Source organism: Rhizobium sp. G21 (assembly GCF_014158035.1).
Lineage (GTDB): Bacteria > Pseudomonadota > Alphaproteobacteria > Rhizobiales > Rhizobiaceae > Rhizobium_E.
In genome coordinates, this window is record NZ_JACFXW010000001.1 from 742,396 (window position 1) to 758,192 (window position 15,797).

A 15,797-nucleotide genomic window follows, 5' to 3' on the forward strand; every position below is an offset into this window, starting at 1 on the left:
GACCATGCCCATGAATCCCGGCGATATCGAAGATATGATCAAAGAGGGCATACCGGGCGCGCGCGTCGTGATCCGGGACCTCGCCGGCGATGGCGATCACTACGCCGCCGAAGTGGTGGCGGAAGCCTTCCGCGGCAAGAGCCGGGTGCAGCAGCACAAGATGGTCTATGACGCCCTGCAGGGCAAAATGGGCGGCGTGCTGCATGCGCTGGCGCTGCAGACATCCGCGCCGGATTGAGGGAGGCGGCCATGTCGAACGTCATGGACGCCGTCATTTCGGGCATCGTCAAAAGCGCGGTGTCCGAGATCCTCAAGAAGAGCGGCCTGAAGCCGAGCGCCACAAGCGGACCAAGCGCAAGACCCGCAGCGCGACCGCATCGACGTCGAGCCGCAAAACGAAGAGAGTCGCCGAAAAATCCGGCTCCGGATCCGGCTCCGTGGGGCGCAACGCCCGCGACGCCAGCGCAAGAACCGTCGCGAAAAAACAGGTCAGCAAACGCCGGACCAGCGCTGCCCGCTCCAAGACCAAGCGTCGAATCTAACAGGGCTTTTCCATGTTCAATCCCATATTGCTTCTTTTCACATGCGGTTGCGTGTCGCTCGCATCCGTCAGCATGGCGGAACCGCAATGCCACGCCAGCGGCGCCTATCACGTGGTCGAACAGGCTTTCGATGAAGAGCCGGGCGCGCGCTTCGCGGTGACCAAAATCTCCGGCGATGCTGCGCCCTCGGGATGCGTCTTCGACGAAAAAACCGCAGACTACCTGATCGGCGGCGAAGGCGATCCGCTCTGGTTCGGCGAACTGGCCGGCTCGACGCTGGTGCTGACGCGCTCCACCGGCCCGCAAGGCGATCTGGTCGTCTATGACCTCGGCTCCGGCGAAGCGATTCTCGACGCGCCTGCCGACGAATATGAACTGAAGGGCAAGACGCTGTCCTACTGGGAGCGCACCACCGTCAAGGCTACGGCCAAGACTTGCCCCAGCTTTGCGGAAAACCAAGCCAACGGCATGGGTTCGGCGATCGTCGCCCTCAAGACGTTGAACGTCGAGACGGGAACAATACAAAAAGCCGGCGAACGGAAATGCATGGCGACGCAATAGGCGTCGACGCATTCATTGCCGCGCACGCCGCGGCGCAGAAAAAAACCGCGCCGCTTCTTTAAAAAGCTCTGTCGGTTGACTATAGATAGACAAAAGCGGCCGGACCTTGACCCCGGCTCGGCAAAGAGGACGATTTCATGAGCGGCATCAACGAGTTCATCGACAATGAAGTGAAGAGCAACGATGTGGTTCTCTTCTTGAAGGGCACGCCCGATTTTCCGCAGTGCGGTTTTTCGGGTCGCGTGGTGCAGATCCTCGATTATGTCGGCGTCGACTACAAGGGCCACAATGTGCTGGCCGACGCCGATCTACGACAGGGCATCAAGGATTACTCCAATTGGCCCACCATTCCGCAGCTCTATGTGAAGGGCGAATTCGTCGGCGGTTGCGACATCATCACCGAAATGTTCCAGGCCGGCGAATTGCAGCAGTTGTTCACGGACAACGGCGTGCCGCACAAAGGCCAGGCGGCCTGATCCAACCACATAGACATCCAAACGGGCCGGGTTTTCCGGCCCGTAACTTTTTCAGCTTTCGCGCATTGCTGTTCCGGCGTTTTCTTGCGCCTTCCTGCATATTTCCGAGGTTACGAAATGCATGACGTCATCATGCCCGAGGCGGCCACCGGGCCCGGCCACAGGCTCAAACTGGGCATGGCGGAATTCATCGCGCTCGCCGCGTCGCTCGCCGCGGTGGCGGCCATGTCGATCGATATCCTGTTGCCCGCCCTACCTGCGATCGGCGAGACATTCGGCGTGGCCGACCCCAACAGCCGCCAACTCGTCATTCTCGTCTATGTCGTCACGTTTTCGGTGTCGCAGTTGTTTTTCGGCCTGTTGACCGATCGCTACGGTCGTCGGCCTTTCCTGATCTTCGGCCTGGCGCTCTATCTCGCCGGCAGCGTGGCGGCGATATTCTCCAACAGCTTCGAAACTCTTCTGGCCATGCGTGTGGTCCAGGGCGTCGGCACAGCGGCGCTTCAGGTCGTGGTGATGGCAGTGATCCGCGACTGTTTTTCGGGTCAATCGATGGGGCGGGTGCTGACCTTCGTGTTCACCACCTTCATGATCGTGCCGATCGTCGCGCCCAGCATCGGCCAGGCGATCCAGTATGTCAGCGGTTGGCGCGGCGTGTTCGTGTTCAATGCGATCGCCGGCAGCGCTCTGTTCGCCTGGGCCTATCTTCGGCTGGAGGAAACGCTTTCGCACGGCGCCAGACGCGCGATTTCGTTCGAGAATGTCTTCGACGCGCTGAAACAGATCGCCACCAACCGCATCACCGCCGGCTATGCGATCGCGAGCATGGCGACGTTCGTCGGCCTGTTCGCCTATGTCGTCTCGGTCCAGCAGGTCTATGGCGAGGCCTACGGGCTGGGCGAACTCTTCGCCTTGGCTTTCGGGGCATCATCGATCGGCGTGGCGGCGGCGGCGTTGTGCAGCGCCCGGCTGGTGCGCATGTTCGGCATCCGCCAGGTCGCCCATGGCGCATTGTTGCTGTTCACCGCCTCGGGCCTGACGCTGTCGGCGCTGTCGCTCGCGGCCGTGCCGCCCTTCTGGGTCTGCTTCCTGTTCCTGTCCATCTGCATGATGGCCTTCGGCGTGCTGCAGGGCAATTTCAACGCCATGGCGCTGGAACCCCAGGGCCATATCGCCGGCGTCGCCTCCTCGCTCTACGGCGTCGTCACCATGACCGTCGGCTCGATCGGCGGCGGGCTGGTGGGGCAGGCCTATGACGGCACGCCGACGCCTCTGGCGCTGGCCTTCGGACTGGGCGGCGCCATCGCCAGCCTGGTCATCCTCTGGACGCGCAAGGGGCGCCTGTTCCGAGCCATCCGTCCGACCGCCTGACATGACAAGAGACTTTTCATGACGTCGAAAACCAAGATATCGAAAGCCGAATTCATCGCCATGATGGCCGCGCTAATGGCGCTGAACGCCTTGGCGATCGACATCATGCTGCCGGCGCTGCCGGCGATGGCGGATGCGCTCAACATCGTCGAAGACAATCACCGCCAATTCGTGCTGACGTCCTATCTGATCGGCTTCGGCTCGGCGCAGTTGTTCTTCGGGCCGCTGTCGGACCGGTTCGGCCGGCGCGCGCCGCTGATCTACGGCCTCGTGGTCTACGTCGTCGCCGCGGCGCTCGCGGTGGTCGCCCCGAGTTTCGAGGTTCTGCTCGCGCTACGCTTCATTCAGGGGCTCGGCGCCGCCGGAACGCGCGTCGTCGCGCAATCGGTGGTGCGCGACTGTTTCGAAGGACGGCAGATGGCGGAAGTGTCGTCGCTGATCTTCATGGTGTTCATGGTCATCCCGGTCTTCGCGCCGTCGGTCGGCCAGGTGCTGCTGTTCAGCGGCCATTGGGAGCTGATCTTCCTGTTCATGTCCGGCCTCGCGGCCGTGATCGGGCTCTGGGCCTATTTCCGGATGGACGAGACGCTGGCGGCGGACAATCGCCGGCCGCTGAAGCCGGCCGTCATCCTCGAAGGCTTCCGGCTGGTGATTTCCAACCGCTCCGCCTTCTTCTACGGCATCGCCTCGACCTTCGTTCTGGGCGGGTTGTTCGGCTTCATCAACACCGCGCAGCCCATCTATGTCGACATCTACGGCCTGGGCGACAAGTTCCCCCTCGCCTTCGGCTTCGTGGCGATGATGATGGCTGTGTCGTCCTTCACCAATTCGCGCATCGTCGGCGCGCTCGGCATGCGTCGCGTCGCCCATTCGGCGCTGCTGTTCTTCATGGGCATGAGCGGCGTCTGGCTGGCGCTGAGCTATAGCGGCCACCTGCCCTTCTTCGCCTTTCTCGGCGTGTTCACCGTCATCATGTTCACCTTCGGCCTGCTCGGCTCCAACATGAACACGCTGTCCATGGAGCCGCTGGGCGCAGTGGCCGGCACCGCCTCCTCCGTGTTCGGCTTCATGCAGACGGTCGGCGGGGCTGCGCTCGGCGCCGTTATCGGCACGCTTTACGACGGAACGGTCGTGCCGGTGGCGGCCGGCTTCTTCGGCCTCAGCCTGTTCGCCATCGCCGCCGTGCTGGTGGCGGAGAAAGGCCGCCTGTTCGGCGTCGGCAAGAAATACGGCGGAGCGGGTTGACCGCTCCGCCTATGTAACGTGGTATATCCGGATCAGATGTCGAAGATTTCGCGCTTCAGTTCGTCCCAGGTGTCCCTGTCGGTGGTTAACACCAGACCGCCTTCGGTGTGGCTGGGCAGATAAGGCGAACCGTCGAGCCGGGCCGCATAGGCGCCCGCCTCCTGCGAGATCAGCGTGCCGGCGAGATGGTCCCAGGGCATCAGTTTGTTATACATCAGATAATGCACATGGCCGCCGGCGAAGGCGCGATATTCGTGGCCGGCGCAACGGTAGTTCATCAGGAAGCGGACCTTGGCGAAGTTGGCCAGCAACTGAGCGCGCTTCTCGGGGCCGACAAAGCCGGTAGACGCCATTCCGAACATTTCAGCGAGCGGAGCCGGCTCGCGCACCTTCAGCTTCGTGCGGACGCCCTCGGGCGTGATCTGAAAGGCGCCCGCGCCCTTCTCCGCCAGAATCCAGTCGTCGCCCATCGGGTCGTAGATCACGCCGGCGACCGTCTCGCCCTTGGAGACCACCGAGGCCATGACGGCGAAGAGCGGAATGCCCGAGGCGAAATTGAAGGTGCCGTCGATCGGATCGATCACCAGCGCCAGATCGGCGTCGGCGAGCTTCGGCAGCAGTTCGGGTTCGGCGGCGACGCCCTCTTCGCCCACGAACAAGGCACCCGGCAGCACGCTGTCCAATCTGGCCTTGATGAAGCGTTCCGCGGCTTCGTCGCCTTCCGTCACCAGGTCCGAGGCCTCGGTCTTGATGCGGATGTCTCCCGAACCGAGTTTGCGGAAACGGGGCATGATTTCGGCTTTGGCGGCTTCCCGGAGCAGATGAGCGAGAGCTTCGATATCGACGACAGACATGAAATGCGATTCCTTTCAGAGACTTGGGAGGAAAGCTTGAGAGACTGAATCTGCGACTTGAGATCCCGATTCAACGCCTGCGCCAGAAACTGGTTCAGCCGGCATGCAGGATCTCCCGGGCGATCATCTCCCAGCTGTCGCGATCGGGCGCGGAGAGGATGCCGCCGCCCAACTGTCCGACGCGGTAGGGAGAGCCGTCGTGATGGGCGCTATAGCCGCCCGCCTCATTATGGATGAGAACGCCGGCGAGATGATCCCACGGCATCAGCTTGAAATGGCCGATGAAATCGACCTTGCCGGTGGCGGCCAGCCAATATTCATAGGCCGAGCAGTTATAGCCGAAGGCCATCTTGGTCTTGGCGAGACTGCCGGCGATGCGACGGCGGGTATCACGGTCGATATCGTTGATGGACACCGTGCCGACCATGCTGTCGAGCGGGCGCGGCGCGATCACCCTCGCGGCCAGCCTGTAGTCGCCCTTGCCATGCACGGCGGCGCCGGCGCCGCGGGCGGCGATCAGCGTGTCGCCATGGACCGGATCATGGATGAGGCCGGCGACCGTCTCGCCCTTTTCGACCACCGCGAGAATGGTGCCGAAAACCGGCAGTCCGGCGGAGAAGTTGAACGTGCCGTCGACGGGATCGATGACGAAAGCGAGATCAGCGTCGACGAGACGGTCCATCAGGCGAGAATTTTGCTCGCAGGCTTCCTCGCCGACGACGAGCGCGTCGGGATAGATCTGCAGCAGAGCCTCGGTGACCCGCTTTTCAGTCAGCAGATCGGCGTCGGTGACGAGATCGATCGAGGATTTCTTTTCGGTGACGTCGCCCTCGCCCAAGGCGCGGAAGCGCGGCATGATCTCCGCCTCGCCCGCTTCGATGAGAATGTTGCGGATGAGGTCGAGATCATGGTCGCGAAAGGATGTCATCGGGTCAGGCCTGCAAAATCGAACAGCTTGGGGTCCATCAGATGCGACGGGTTCACATGTCCGAGCGCGCGGAGCATCGTGTCCTTGCGGCCGGGCATGCGCGTTTCGATGTCGGCGAGCATCGCCTTCATCGCATTGCGCTGCAGCCCGTCCTGGGAGCCGCAGAGGTCGCAGGGGATGATCGGAAACTGCATGGCGGCGGCGAAGCGGGCGAGTTCGTCCTCGGCGCAGAATGCCAGAGGACGCATCAGCATCAGGTCGCCCTCGTCATTCATCAGCTTCGGCGGCATGGCGGCGAGGCGCCCGCCATGGAAGAAATTCATGAAGAAGGTTTCGAGGATATCCTCGCGGTGATGGCCAAGGATGACGGCGTCGCAGCCTTCTTCGCGGGCGATGCGGTAGAGATTGCCGCGGCGAAGACGCGAACAGAGCGAGCAATAGGTCGCGCCTTCAGGCACCTTCTCCTTCACGATCGAATAGGTGTCGCGATATTCGATCCGGTGCGGCACGCCGAGGCCTGCGAGATAATCCGGCAGGATATGCTTGGGGAAATTCGGCTGGCCCTGGTCGAGATTGCAGACCATCAGTTCGACCGGCAGCAGCCCCCGCCAGCGCAGTTCCAGCAAGAGCGCCAGCAGGCCATAGGAATCCTTGCCGCCCGAAAGGCAGACGAGCCAGCGTTTCTGGCCGTTCAGCATGCCGAAATCGTCGATCGCCTGGCGGACATTGCGCAAAAGGCGCTTGCGGAGCTTATTGAAGTTCCCCGATTGCGGCGCATGCCGATAGAGCGCCTCCATTGTGGCGTCGCCGGCGAAAGCGCCGTCGTCTTCGTCTCGCGCATCGGGATTGGTGGTGAGCATGGATCGTGTCCCGCCTCGAATTCGTTCTCCGAGGCAATAGCGGATTGCGCCGGAGGGTCAAGCCAAAGCTTGCTTATTGCGCCGCGTTGGACGGCTGGGTCTGCCGGGCCGGCGCCGGCTCCGCCTTCTGCGCGCCGAGCAGGCGGATGCTGGTGAACAGGCTGAGCGCGGCGGCGATGACCACCGCCGCAAGAGCGAGACCGAACAACAGTTTTCTCATGGCGATGTCTCCAAAAGACGCTGAAAACAGAAAAGCCGCCCTTGCGAGCGGCTTTCCAAAATTCCGATCCAGCCAGAAATTAGCGGGAGTAGAATTCGATGACCAGATGCGGTTCCATGATGACCGGATACGGCACGTCGGCGAGACCCGGAACGCGGCCGAAGGTGGCCTTCATCTTGGAGTGATCGGCTTCGATGTAATCCGGAACGTCACGCTCGGCGAGCGACACGGCTTCGAGAACGATGGCGAGCTGCTTGGAGCGCTCACGCACTTCGATCACGTCGCCGGCCTTGCAGCGGTAGGAACCGATGTTGACGCGGACGCCGTTCACGGTCACGTGGCCGTGGTTGACGAACTGACGGGCCGCAAAGATGGTCGGCACGAACTTGGCGCGGTAGACGATGGCGTCCAGACGCGATTCCAGCAGACCGATGAGGTTTTCCGGGGTGTCGCCCTTGCGGCGGGCAGCTTCGTCATAGATGGCGCGGAACTGCTTTTCAGAAATGTCGCCGTAGTAGCCCTTGAGCTTCTGCTTGGCCTTCAGCTGAACGCCGAAGTCCGAGAGCTTGCCCTTGCGGCGCTGGCCGTGCTGGCCGGGGCCGTATTCGCGACGGTTCACCGGGGACTTCGGACGGCCCCAGATGTTTTCGCCCATGCGGCGGTCGATTTTGTACTTAGACGATGCGCGCTTGCTCATCGCATTTCCTTTCTTGTTATCCGGCGGAGAGAACCCGCCTTTATGGTTAAGGAAACACGCCCTCCTCTGAAAACCGCCATTTGCGACGGCCTCCGACAGGCTTCTCACGCCGCGAGACGGAGAAACCACGGGACATGCTCTCATTTTCGCCACCGTTTAAAGTCAGCAAAAACGAAACACCGGACGTTTCCGCCCGGAGTTGAGCGGCTTCTAGACGGGGATTCCGGAAAAGTCAATCAAAGGGACTTGAAAACTTTGTGAACTTGCCCCATTTGCAAAACGCAATTGGGAGCCGGGCCCCTCTGACGCGCTTTCCGGACAGCGCGTGATGTCGGATCCTCCTAGCCAACCGCGTCCGGCTCAGGTTGACTTATGGACCTTCTTCTCGTCGACTTTCTCGGCAAGCCCGTATGGATGTGGGCTGTCTTCATCATTCTCGTGCTCGGGCTTCTTATTCTCGACCTGGGCGTTCTGCACAAGGGCTCTCGTGAGATCGGCATCCGCGAGAGCCTTCTGATGTCCGCCTTCTACATCACGATCGGCGTCGCCTTCGGCGGCTGGATCTGGTTTCAGTCGGGCCAGCAGCCGGCTCTCGAATATCTGACCGGCTTCGTGGTCGAAAAATCGCTGGCGATGGACAACATCTTCATCATCGCGATGATCTTCTCCTATTTCGCCATTCCGCGGGAATATCAGCACAGGGTTCTGCTCTGGGGCATTCTCGGCGTGATCGTGCTGCGCGGCATCATGATTGCGGCGGGCGCGGCGATCGTCGAGAACTTCCACTGGGTGCTCTATCTCTTCGCGGCCTTCCTGGTCATCACCGGCATCAGAATGCTGTTCTCGTCCGGTCATGACGAGAACGATATCGGCAACAATCCGGCGCTGAAATTCCTGCGCAAACATTTGCCGGTGTCCGACAAGCTGCATGGCGAAAGCTTCATCGTCCGTGAAACCGACCCCAAGACCGGCAAGCTGAAAACGCTGATCACGCCGCTCTTCCTGGCGCTGATCATGGTGGAGCTGGCCGACCTCGTCTTCGCCGTCGACTCGATCCCGGCAATCTTCGCGATCACCACCGACCCCTATATCGTCTACACCTCGAACATCTTCGCGATCCTCGGTCTGCGCGCCCTCTACTTCGCGCTCGCCGCGCTCATCCACCGCTTCGCCTATCTGAAATACGCTCTGGCTGCGGTGCTGGTGTTCGTGGGCTCCAAGATCTTCATCGCCGACATGTTCGGCCTCGCCAAGATCCCGCCCGCCGTCTCGCTCAGCGTCACCATCGCCATCCTGGCGGCCGGCATCCTCGGCTCGCTCTGGGCGACGCGAAACGAAGTGACGCATAAGGCGTAACGGTTACGGACGCATTTGTATCGAAAGGCTGTCGCTGCAAAGCGGCGGCCTTTTGCGTTTTAGAGCGTGTCTCAGCTTTTCAGCCTCATTCTGTTGGTCCAAACCGGGGTGATCCGCTAGGAGAAGCGCGCAGGTCGTAGCTGATGCTACGGCCAAGCCCTCCGACGACGCGGGCGCCCGGTTTCGACCAACCCTTCGGGCCGGATGAATTTCGGCCACTATCTTCGGCTTTTGGCTCCGCCGTACATCTGGGTATGCCCTCGCCAAAAGCCTTGATCCTGACCGAAATTGATCCGGCAAATGAGTCTGAAAAGCTGAGACACGCTCTAATCGCCGAATCCGAAAAACAGAGCGAGGCAGCGCTCCACGTCAATCATCGTTTTTCTGTCTGCCTTACCGATAGGCTGGCCGACTTTCTCACGGCGCGTCGTCATCGCTTTGTCGATCATCACTTGTGACATGGTCCTCAAGCCGGTTTGCGGCCCTGGCTCCAACGTGACGCGGAGAAACGATGCAGGGGTCAGCGTGCTCGTGATGAGCAGAACAGTGACCGTCTCAGTGTTTCTGAGGTTGTCCGACTGGATGACCAATGCCGGACGTGGTTTTCCAAAGTCACCATTGATCGCAACAGTAACGATATCCCCACGGTTCATCTGTCGTCATCAACCAGATCTGCTGCAGCCGCGTCGAGAAAATCGAGCAGGTCTGCATCCTGGCTATCAGCCTGATTAACAAGTTTTACCTGTCTATCACACTCCTCGAGGAAGCCCGGAGCTCGGCTGTCGGCAATCCAAATCTGGATCGGCTTGAAACCTGACGCCCTCAGGTTTTCCCGCCGCTTTCTGACGCGCTCATTCACGGAAATGCCCATGACGTGCTCCTACCCTACGTTACATGTAACTTAAGATAGGAGTCCGCGATCGTCAATCCAGTCACTCCGCCGCCGACCGTGTCTCCGTTTCCGGCTGATCGGGATTGCCCGGCGCCGTTTCCGCATCGAGATCCGGAAAGGCGGCGATGCGGGCGCCGAGGCGGTCCTGATGCAGCACGATCAGTCCCTGTTCCTCGAAATAGGAGAGTAGACGCCGGGCGCGGCGGGCGGAATGGGTGCCGTAGGCGCGCGCGATGGCCTGATCGGACGGACAGGGTTGGCTGGTGATGGCGGCGTTGGCGATCAGCAGGAACACGGCCTTCAGATCGTCGGTCACGCTGCGGGAGAGATCGAGCGCCTTTGCCCAGGTCTCGGTGGCGCGGGTCTCCTCGTCGGCGCCGGAGCGGATCACCGCGAGCCGTTGGCGAAATTCGGGCAGCGCCACAGTCGCCCCGGTCAGCCGGCGAATGCGGCAGCGGACGAGGAATTCCTGAAACAGTTCGGCGTCGGGACGGAAGGCGGAGTCACCCTGGCTCAGCACGTCTTCAAGCGCCGCCTGCACAAGTTGCTCACGCTCTTCCTCTGTCAGTTCGGCGCGCTTGGGCCTCGCCTCGCGCATCTCGACCGGCTCGATGTCGCGCGCCTTGGAGAGTTCGGCGAGGATATCGGTGGAGGGACGCGGCGCCGGCTGCACATAGCGCGGGATCGACCGGGTCAGTTCCTGCGGATCGGGCGTCAGGATCAGATCGGCGGCGTCGATATTCGCTTCGGGCAGCGGCATCAGCTTGGGGCTGGAGGAGCGCGCCGAGGTCTCGACCTTGCCGATCTCCACTTTCAGCGGCTTGCGACTGAGCGCGGGGCCGAGCGCGACGAAATTGCCGCGCGGCAGGTCGCGGAACATTTCCGCCTGCCGTCGCTCCAGCCCGAGCAGATCGGAGGCGCGCGCCATGTCGATGTCGAGGAAGGTGCGGCCCATCAAAAAGTTCGAGGCTTCTGCGGCGACGTTCTTGGCGAGCTTGGCCAGGCGCTGGGTGGCGATGACGCCGGCCAGTCCGCGCTTGCGGCCACGGCACATCAGATTGGTCATGGCGCCGAGCGAGAGACGGCGCACCTCGTCATTGACTTCGCCAGCGGCGGCGGGCGCGAACAGCTGAGCTTCGTCGACCACGACCAGCACCGGATACCAGAAATCACGGTCGGCGTCGAACATGCCGTTGAGGAAGATAGCGGCGTTGCGCATCTGGTCTTCGGCGTCGAGGCCTTCGAGAGACAGGACGCAGGAGACGCGATGCTGGCGCACGCGGGCGGCAATGCCGAGCAGTTCGGCCTCGGTGCGGTCGCCCTCGATGGCGACATGGCCGTAACGATCGCCCAAAGTGACGAAATCGCCTTCGGGATCGATGATCACCTGCTGGACCCAGCCGGCGGATTGTTCGAGCAGTCTGCGCAACAGATGCGATTTTCCCGAACCGGAATTGCCCTGAACCAGAAGGCGGGTCGCCAGCAATTCCTCAAGGTCGAGCGTCGCGCGCGTGCCGCCCGCGCCGGTTCCCATGTCGATGCCTGCCGTCATGCCAATCCTCGTCGTCCGCCAATCCCTCTCCTAGCAACGATTCTCACCAGGGGGCAATCAATTCGATCTTCCCCACAGATTTTGCGCGGCGCTTTCCTCCGGCAAGGATACCCATGGGCGTCGACAGGCTGCTATGACTGGCGGAGCAACCGGAGGCCCGCCATGACAAAACCCCTCGTCCTCCACGACCGCCCCGGCCTGCTGATCGTCTGGCTTCTGCTGCTCGCGGGCGGCTTTGTCGTGACTGGCGCCTATAGTCTGCAAGCCCTGCAGCGTGGGATGACGCCGATCCCGGCGATCGTCTTTTCGATCTTCACACTCGTGGGCTGCTGGTTTGTTCTCAGCCGCCTTCTGAACCGGAAGAAGCCGGCGCTGATCGCGGACGCCGCTGGCCTGTCCTATCGCGGCGGCGAGCGACTCGCCTGGGGCGACGTGAGCGAACTCGCCGCGCGCAGGGAAATGAGGATCACCTATCTGCGCCTGCGCTACCGTCCGGCGAAGGAGCCTGGCGCCATGCGCAGTCTCGATATCTGTCTGTCGGGACTGAGCCTGCCGCCCCGAGACATCATCGCCGCCCTTCTGACGCTGAAAGAAAGCGCTACGGAGACCACAGTGGCTTGATCCTGCACAAGGCGGGCGCAGCCGCATGCGCGCACTCTGCCTGAAAAGGAGGACGCGCCATGAAACTCATGATCATCTACGCCTCGATCGAGGGGCAGACTCGCAAGATCGCCGAACATATCGCCGCTCATGTCGAGGACAAGGGCCATGCCGCAGCGCTGATGAATGTCGGGGCCGCGCAGGAATTCGGGCTCGAAAAGCCCGACGCCGTCATCCTCGCCGCGCCCATTCATGCGGGGCGCTATCCGACGGCCTTCGTCGATTTCGTCCATCGCGAGAAGGACTGGCTCAACGCCCTGCCCTCGGCCTTGGTCTCGGTGACCTTGTCCATCCACAGCGAGCATGACGACGAGCGCGCCGCGGCGGCGAATTTCCCGGAAGCCCTGAAGGCGGAGACGGGCTGGAGACCGCAGGCGATCCACAATGCCGCGGGGGCGCTGCGATTTACCGAATATGATTTCTTCAAGCGCTGGATGATGCGCCGGATCGCGGAGGCAGAAGGCGCGTCGACCGGACCCGGGGACGTGGAATTCACCGACTGGCGTCTGCTCGACGACTTCGCCGACGCCTTTCTCGACCTCGCCTGACGGGTCGCGCGGCGGCGCGGGCATTGGTGCGATCGCGCCTGTAAACCCGACGTTAAGCATAGGCGTTTACGGTTGGTTTGCCATAGTTCTTCACGAGTTCATGACGAGTTCGAGTGTGTTCGAGGAACGTGGCCAGGCATTTGTATCGTCCATGTATTGAGTTCGGAAGTTGCCGTGACAAGTATCAACACCAACGCCAGCGCGATTGCGGCTGTCGATATCCTGCGTGCGCAGGGCGCCAAGGTGCTCAATGCGCAACAGGAGGTCGCGACGGGCTATCGCGTCAAGACTGCGAGCGACAACGCCGCATACTGGTCCATCGCGACCCAGATGAAGTCCGACAACAAGGCGTTGTCGGCCGCCGAAGACTCGCTCGCTTTCGGGGCCGCAGCCGTGGACGTCGCCTATACCGGCTTCAACCAGGCGATCGACGTCATCAGGGACATCCGCAATAAATTGCTCACCGCGCTCGGCGCGGGCGCCGAAATCGACAAGATCAACGCCGAAATCCAGGAGTTGCGCGATCAATTGCGCACCGTGGCCGACGAGACCTCGTTCAACGGGGAGAATTGGCTGGTGCGACGATGCGAGCGACGACAAGGACCGCGAGCTCGTCGGCTCCTTCCGCCGCGCCTCCGACGGCTCGGTGGAGGTCAAGATCCTGCGCTACTCCATGACCAATGCGCTCGGCACCAATCACCTGATCGACGAGAACAGTCAGGTCGGCATTCTCACCAATCCCGCTTATGCGGCGGCGATCGGAGCCGGCACGGACTGGGTGATGCTGAACGGGCGCAATGACCCCACCGCCCATACGGAGTTCGCCGTCAGCCAATCGACGACCGATGTCGACATCACCGAGATGATGGAGGTGTCCGACAATATGCTCGAAGCCATGATCGAGGCGTCGTCCAATCTCGGCGCGCTCAACAAACGCATCGAGATGCAGAATGATTTCGTCAAGGATCTGCAGGACACCCAGGATCGCGGGGTGGGCAGAATGGTCGACAGCAATCTCGACATCGCCTCCTCGCGGCTGAGAGCCGTGGAGGCGCAACGCAGCCTGACGATCTCGGCCCTGTCGATCGCCAATTCACAGCCGCTGACGATGTTGAGTCTGCTGCAATAGAGCCGATGAAGGACGTTCAGCTCGCCGGCGGCAAGGCGTCACGCCAGGCGCCGGCGGTTCGGCCGGCCATGCGCCAATAGATCACGCCCCATACCAGGCCGCTCAAGGCGTAAATCAATGCGACGACGCCGAGCAGATCTTCCCCGCTCGCCTTGCCATATTCGATGCCGCCGAGCGAAGAAACCAGTCCCAAGACCAGCCCCGAGACGAGATAATATCTCAGGCCGCGCAGAGAGCGCCATTCGGCCAGCAGAACGATCAGGCAGACCGGGATGAACTCGACGCCGGCGAGCAGCAAGCTCCCGAGCAGCACCATCGGGCCAACGGCGATCGCGAGCGCCTCGGGCTCCGCCGCTCCCTTGAGCACATCCAATCCGACCAGCAGAAAGACGCCCGAGGCCAACGCTCCCAGACAGGCCAGGCAATGCGCAAACAGGATCATCATCACGCGCGCCATGCTGCGGGTCCGTCCATTCTCGATCAAGGAAAAGGCCCGGCGTCGATAACGCCGGGCCCGCTCATATCAACAATGGCGGTCGCCTCAGGCGGCCATGGCCTTCTGCAGGTTCTCGTCGATCTTGTCGAGGAAACCGGTGGTCGACAGCCAGGGCTGATCCGGGCCGATCAGCAGCGCCAGATCCTTGGTCATGAAGCCGGATTCGACGGTGGCGACGCAGACCTTTTCGAGCGTGTCGCAGAACTTGGCGAGGTCTGCGTTGTCGTCGAGCTTGGCGCGATGGGCGAGACCACGCGTCCAGGCGAAGATCGAGGCGATCGAGTTGGTCGAGGTTTCCTGACCCTTCTGATGCTGGCGGTAATGACGGGTGACCGTGCCGTGGGCGGCTTCGGCTTCCACCGTCTTGCCATCCGGCGTCAAGAGAACCGAGGTCATCAGGCCGAGCGAACCGAAGCCCTGGGCCACGGTGTCGGACTGCACGTCGCCGTCATAGTTCTTGCAGGCCCAGACATAGCCGCCGGACCACTTGAGCGCGGAGGCGACCATGTCGTCGATCAGGCGGTGTTCGTAGGTGATGCCGGCTTCCTTGAACTGATCGAGGAATTCAGCCTGGTAGACTTCCTCGAAAATGTCCTTGAAGCGGCCGTCATAGGCCTTGAGGATGGTGTTCTTGGTCGACAGGTAAACCGGCCATTTGCGCATCAGGCCGTACATCATCGAGGCGCGGGCGAATTCGCGGATCGATTCGTCGAGATTGTACATCGCCATGGCGACGCCAGCGCCCGGCGCGTCGAACACTTCGCGCTCGATCACCTGGCCGTCTTCGCCGACGAACTTGATGGTCAGCTTGCCCTTGCCGGGGAACTTGAAATCGGTGGCGCGATACTGGTCGCCGAAGGCGTGACGGCCGACGACGATCGGCTGGGTCCAGCCTGGAACCAGACGCGGCACGTTCTTGCAGATGATCGGCTCGCGGAAGATCACGCCGCCGAGAATGTTGCGGATCGTGCCGTTCGGGCTCTTCCACATCTGCTTGAGGTTGAATTCCTTGACGCGGGCTTCGTCCGGCGTGATGGTCGCGCATTTGATGCCGACGCCGTATTTCTTGATGGCGTTGGCGGCGTCGATGGTGACCTGGTCGCCCGTGGCGTCGCGGTTTTCGACGGAGAGGTCGAAATAGTCGATGTCGAGGTCAAGGTAAGGATGGATCAGCTTGTCCTTGATGAGCTGCCAGATGATGCGGGTCATCTCATCGCCGTCGAGATCGGCGACTGGATTGGCTACCTTGATCTTCTTCATTTTTCGTCCTCTTGATGACGCCGCCGGTTGGGAGCCGACGACCTTCGACTGTGAATGCACTTGCCTATAACACCCGCCGCGCGCGAGGCAAACAGGAAGCGCCGGATTCGACGAAATTCCTAGGTCGATCGCGGCGTCCGGCAAGGGCGG

The 15,797-nt window shown here is 61.9% G+C and carries 19 protein-coding genes and 1 pseudogene; 10 read left to right on the forward strand and 10 right to left on the reverse strand.

Annotated features, from left to right (window positions below):
• Positions 1-4 precede the first annotated feature (4 nt).
• The 5 genes from H2O14_RS03760 (at position 5) to H2O14_RS03780 (ending at position 4,195) form a co-directional block, all read left to right on the forward strand.
• On the forward strand, positions 5-238 hold the full coding sequence (locus H2O14_RS03760) for a BolA/IbaG family iron-sulfur metabolism protein (RefSeq protein WP_137158151.1): 234 nt from the start codon (positions 5-7) through the stop codon (positions 236-238).
• 355 nt (positions 239-593) lie between these two features.
• Positions 594-1,103 (forward strand): hypothetical protein, encoded by a 510-nt coding sequence (locus tag H2O14_RS03765; protein WP_182826574.1) that lies wholly within the window; start codon positions 594-596, stop codon positions 1,101-1,103.
• A gap of 137 nt (positions 1,104-1,240) precedes the next feature.
• Positions 1,241-1,579 (forward strand): Grx4 family monothiol glutaredoxin, encoded by a 339-nt coding sequence (gene grxD / locus H2O14_RS03770; protein WP_182826575.1) that lies wholly within the window; start codon positions 1,241-1,243, stop codon positions 1,577-1,579.
• A 117-nt stretch (positions 1,580-1,696) separates the two neighbouring features.
• A complete protein-coding gene (locus H2O14_RS03775; protein WP_182826576.1) occupies positions 1,697-2,950 on the forward strand; it encodes a multidrug effflux MFS transporter in 1,254 nt (417 codons plus the stop codon).
• Between the two features lie 18 nt (positions 2,951-2,968).
• The gene (locus H2O14_RS03780; protein WP_210275406.1) at positions 2,969-4,195 is read left to right on the forward strand and encodes a multidrug effflux MFS transporter; all 1,227 of its coding nucleotides are present in this window, start codon (positions 2,969-2,971) and stop codon (positions 4,193-4,195) included.
• A 32-nt stretch (positions 4,196-4,227) separates the two neighbouring features.
• On the opposite strand, the gene H2O14_RS03785 is transcribed toward H2O14_RS03780, so the two are convergent.
• From H2O14_RS03785 to rpsD, 5 genes are all read right to left on the reverse strand, one after another.
• Entirely contained in the window at positions 4,228-5,049 is an 822-nt protein-coding gene (locus H2O14_RS03785; RefSeq protein WP_182826577.1) for an inositol monophosphatase family protein, read from the reverse strand.
• A gap of 94 nt (positions 5,050-5,143) precedes the next feature.
• Positions 5,144-5,977 (reverse strand): inositol monophosphatase family protein, encoded by an 834-nt coding sequence (locus H2O14_RS03790; protein WP_182826578.1) that lies wholly within the window; start codon positions 5,975-5,977, stop codon positions 5,144-5,146.
• Positions 5,974-6,774: a tRNA 2-thiocytidine(32) synthetase TtcA gene (ttcA, locus tag H2O14_RS03795; RefSeq protein WP_246697514.1), complete on the reverse strand. Its 801-nt coding sequence runs from the start codon at positions 6,772-6,774 to the stop codon at positions 5,974-5,976. The genes H2O14_RS03790 and ttcA overlap by 4 nt, the downstream gene beginning before the upstream one ends.
• Positions 6,775-6,910: 136 nt before the next feature.
• Entirely contained in the window at positions 6,911-7,057 is a 147-nt protein-coding gene (locus H2O14_RS03800) for a hypothetical protein (RefSeq protein ID WP_182826580.1), read from the reverse strand.
• Positions 7,058-7,136: 79 nt separating this feature from the next.
• Entirely contained in the window at positions 7,137-7,754 is a 618-nt protein-coding gene (rpsD, locus tag H2O14_RS03805; RefSeq protein ID WP_137158161.1) for a 30S ribosomal protein S4, read from the reverse strand.
• 372 nt (positions 7,755-8,126) lie between these two features.
• Between rpsD and H2O14_RS03810 the strand changes: the two genes are divergently transcribed.
• Positions 8,127-9,110 carry a TerC family protein gene (locus H2O14_RS03810; protein WP_182826581.1) on the forward strand — a complete coding sequence of 328 codons (984 nt, stop codon included), beginning with the start codon at positions 8,127-8,129 and terminating at the stop codon, positions 9,108-9,110.
• Between the two features lie 326 nt (positions 9,111-9,436).
• Here the strand turns inward: H2O14_RS03810 and H2O14_RS03815 are convergent, their stop codons facing one another.
• The 3 genes from H2O14_RS03815 to H2O14_RS03825 all read right to left on the reverse strand — a co-directional run bounded on the left by H2O14_RS03815 (position 9,437) and on the right by H2O14_RS03825 (position 11,554).
• Positions 9,437-9,763 carry a type II toxin-antitoxin system PemK/MazF family toxin gene (locus H2O14_RS03815; protein ID WP_182826582.1) on the reverse strand — a complete coding sequence of 109 codons (327 nt, stop codon included), beginning with the start codon at positions 9,761-9,763 and terminating at the stop codon, positions 9,437-9,439.
• A complete protein-coding gene (locus H2O14_RS03820; RefSeq protein ID WP_182826583.1) occupies positions 9,760-9,981 on the reverse strand; it encodes an antitoxin MazE family protein in 222 nt (73 codons plus the stop codon). Before H2O14_RS03820 ends, H2O14_RS03815 begins: the two co-directional genes overlap by 4 nt.
• A 61-nt stretch (positions 9,982-10,042) precedes the next feature.
• Positions 10,043-11,554: an ATP-binding protein gene (locus H2O14_RS03825; RefSeq protein ID WP_182826584.1), complete on the reverse strand. Its 1,512-nt coding sequence runs from the start codon at positions 11,552-11,554 to the stop codon at positions 10,043-10,045.
• 162 nt (positions 11,555-11,716) lie between these two features.
• Between H2O14_RS03825 and H2O14_RS03830 the strand changes: the two genes are divergently transcribed.
• From H2O14_RS03830 to H2O14_RS28730, 4 genes and pseudogenes are all read left to right on the forward strand, one after another.
• On the forward strand, positions 11,717-12,175 hold the full coding sequence (locus H2O14_RS03830; protein WP_182826585.1) for a hypothetical protein: 459 nt from the start codon (positions 11,717-11,719) through the stop codon (positions 12,173-12,175).
• Positions 12,176-12,234: 59 nt separating this feature from the next.
• Positions 12,235-12,762, forward strand: a complete 528-nt coding sequence (locus H2O14_RS03835; protein ID WP_182826586.1) for a flavodoxin domain-containing protein — start codon at positions 12,235-12,237, stop codon at positions 12,760-12,762.
• Between the two features lie 243 nt (positions 12,763-13,005).
• A pseudogene (locus H2O14_RS29240) lies at positions 13,006-13,278 on the forward strand (flagellin); the annotation flags it as partial.
• A gap of 130 nt (positions 13,279-13,408) precedes the next feature.
• Positions 13,409-13,891, forward strand: a complete 483-nt coding sequence (locus H2O14_RS28730) for a flagellin (RefSeq protein ID WP_312858542.1) — start codon at positions 13,409-13,411, stop codon at positions 13,889-13,891.
• A 16-nt stretch (positions 13,892-13,907) separates the two neighbouring features.
• Here the strand turns inward: H2O14_RS28730 and H2O14_RS03850 are convergent, their stop codons facing one another.
• Positions 13,908-14,348 (reverse strand): hypothetical protein, encoded by a 441-nt coding sequence (locus tag H2O14_RS03850; RefSeq protein ID WP_182826589.1) that lies wholly within the window; start codon positions 14,346-14,348, stop codon positions 13,908-13,910.
• Positions 14,349-14,432: 84 nt separating this feature from the next.
• A complete protein-coding gene (locus tag H2O14_RS03855) occupies positions 14,433-15,647 on the reverse strand; it encodes an NADP-dependent isocitrate dehydrogenase (protein ID WP_182826590.1) in 1,215 nt (404 codons plus the stop codon).
• Positions 15,648-15,797 lie beyond the last annotated feature (150 nt).

What these genes read in the sequence shown, in the direction of transcription:
- H2O14_RS03800 (WP_182826580.1), bottom strand. Translation starts at nt 7,057, where the DNA reads ATGAGAAAACTGTTGTTCGGTCTCGCTCTTGCGGCGGTGGTCATCGCC.
- rpsD (WP_137158161.1), bottom strand. Translation starts at nt 7,754, where the DNA reads ATGAGCAAGCGCGCATCGTCTAAGTACAAAATCGACCGCCGCATGGGC.
- H2O14_RS03815 (WP_182826582.1), bottom strand. Translation starts at nt 9,763, where the DNA reads ATGAACCGTGGGGATATCGTTACTGTTGCGATCAATGGTGACTTTGGA.
- H2O14_RS03835 (WP_182826586.1), top strand. Translation starts at nt 12,235, where the DNA reads ATGAAACTCATGATCATCTACGCCTCGATCGAGGGGCAGACTCGCAAG.
- H2O14_RS03850 (WP_182826589.1), bottom strand. Translation starts at nt 14,348, where the DNA reads ATGGCGCGCGTGATGATGATCCTGTTTGCGCATTGCCTGGCCTGTCTG.
- H2O14_RS03785 (WP_182826577.1), bottom strand. Translation starts at nt 5,049, where the DNA reads ATGTCTGTCGTCGATATCGAAGCTCTCGCTCATCTGCTCCGGGAAGCC.
- H2O14_RS03825 (WP_182826584.1), bottom strand. Translation starts at nt 11,554, where the DNA reads ATGACGGCAGGCATCGACATGGGAACCGGCGCGGGCGGCACGCGCGCG.
- H2O14_RS03780 (WP_210275406.1), top strand. Translation starts at nt 2,969, where the DNA reads ATGACGTCGAAAACCAAGATATCGAAAGCCGAATTCATCGCCATGATG.
- H2O14_RS03810 (WP_182826581.1), top strand. Translation starts at nt 8,127, where the DNA reads ATGGACCTTCTTCTCGTCGACTTTCTCGGCAAGCCCGTATGGATGTGG.
- H2O14_RS03760 (WP_137158151.1), top strand. Translation starts at nt 5, where the DNA reads ATGCCCATGAATCCCGGCGATATCGAAGATATGATCAAAGAGGGCATA.
- ttcA (WP_246697514.1), bottom strand. Translation starts at nt 6,774, where the DNA reads ATGGAGGCGCTCTATCGGCATGCGCCGCAATCGGGGAACTTCAATAAG.
- H2O14_RS03790 (WP_182826578.1), bottom strand. Translation starts at nt 5,977, where the DNA reads ATGACATCCTTTCGCGACCATGATCTCGACCTCATCCGCAACATTCTC.
- grxD (WP_182826575.1), top strand. Translation starts at nt 1,241, where the DNA reads ATGAGCGGCATCAACGAGTTCATCGACAATGAAGTGAAGAGCAACGAT.
- H2O14_RS03830 (WP_182826585.1), top strand. Translation starts at nt 11,717, where the DNA reads ATGACAAAACCCCTCGTCCTCCACGACCGCCCCGGCCTGCTGATCGTC.
- H2O14_RS03820 (WP_182826583.1), bottom strand. Translation starts at nt 9,981, where the DNA reads ATGGGCATTTCCGTGAATGAGCGCGTCAGAAAGCGGCGGGAAAACCTG.
- H2O14_RS03855 (WP_182826590.1), bottom strand. Translation starts at nt 15,647, where the DNA reads ATGAAGAAGATCAAGGTAGCCAATCCAGTCGCCGATCTCGACGGCGAT.
- H2O14_RS03775 (WP_182826576.1), top strand. Translation starts at nt 1,697, where the DNA reads ATGCATGACGTCATCATGCCCGAGGCGGCCACCGGGCCCGGCCACAGG.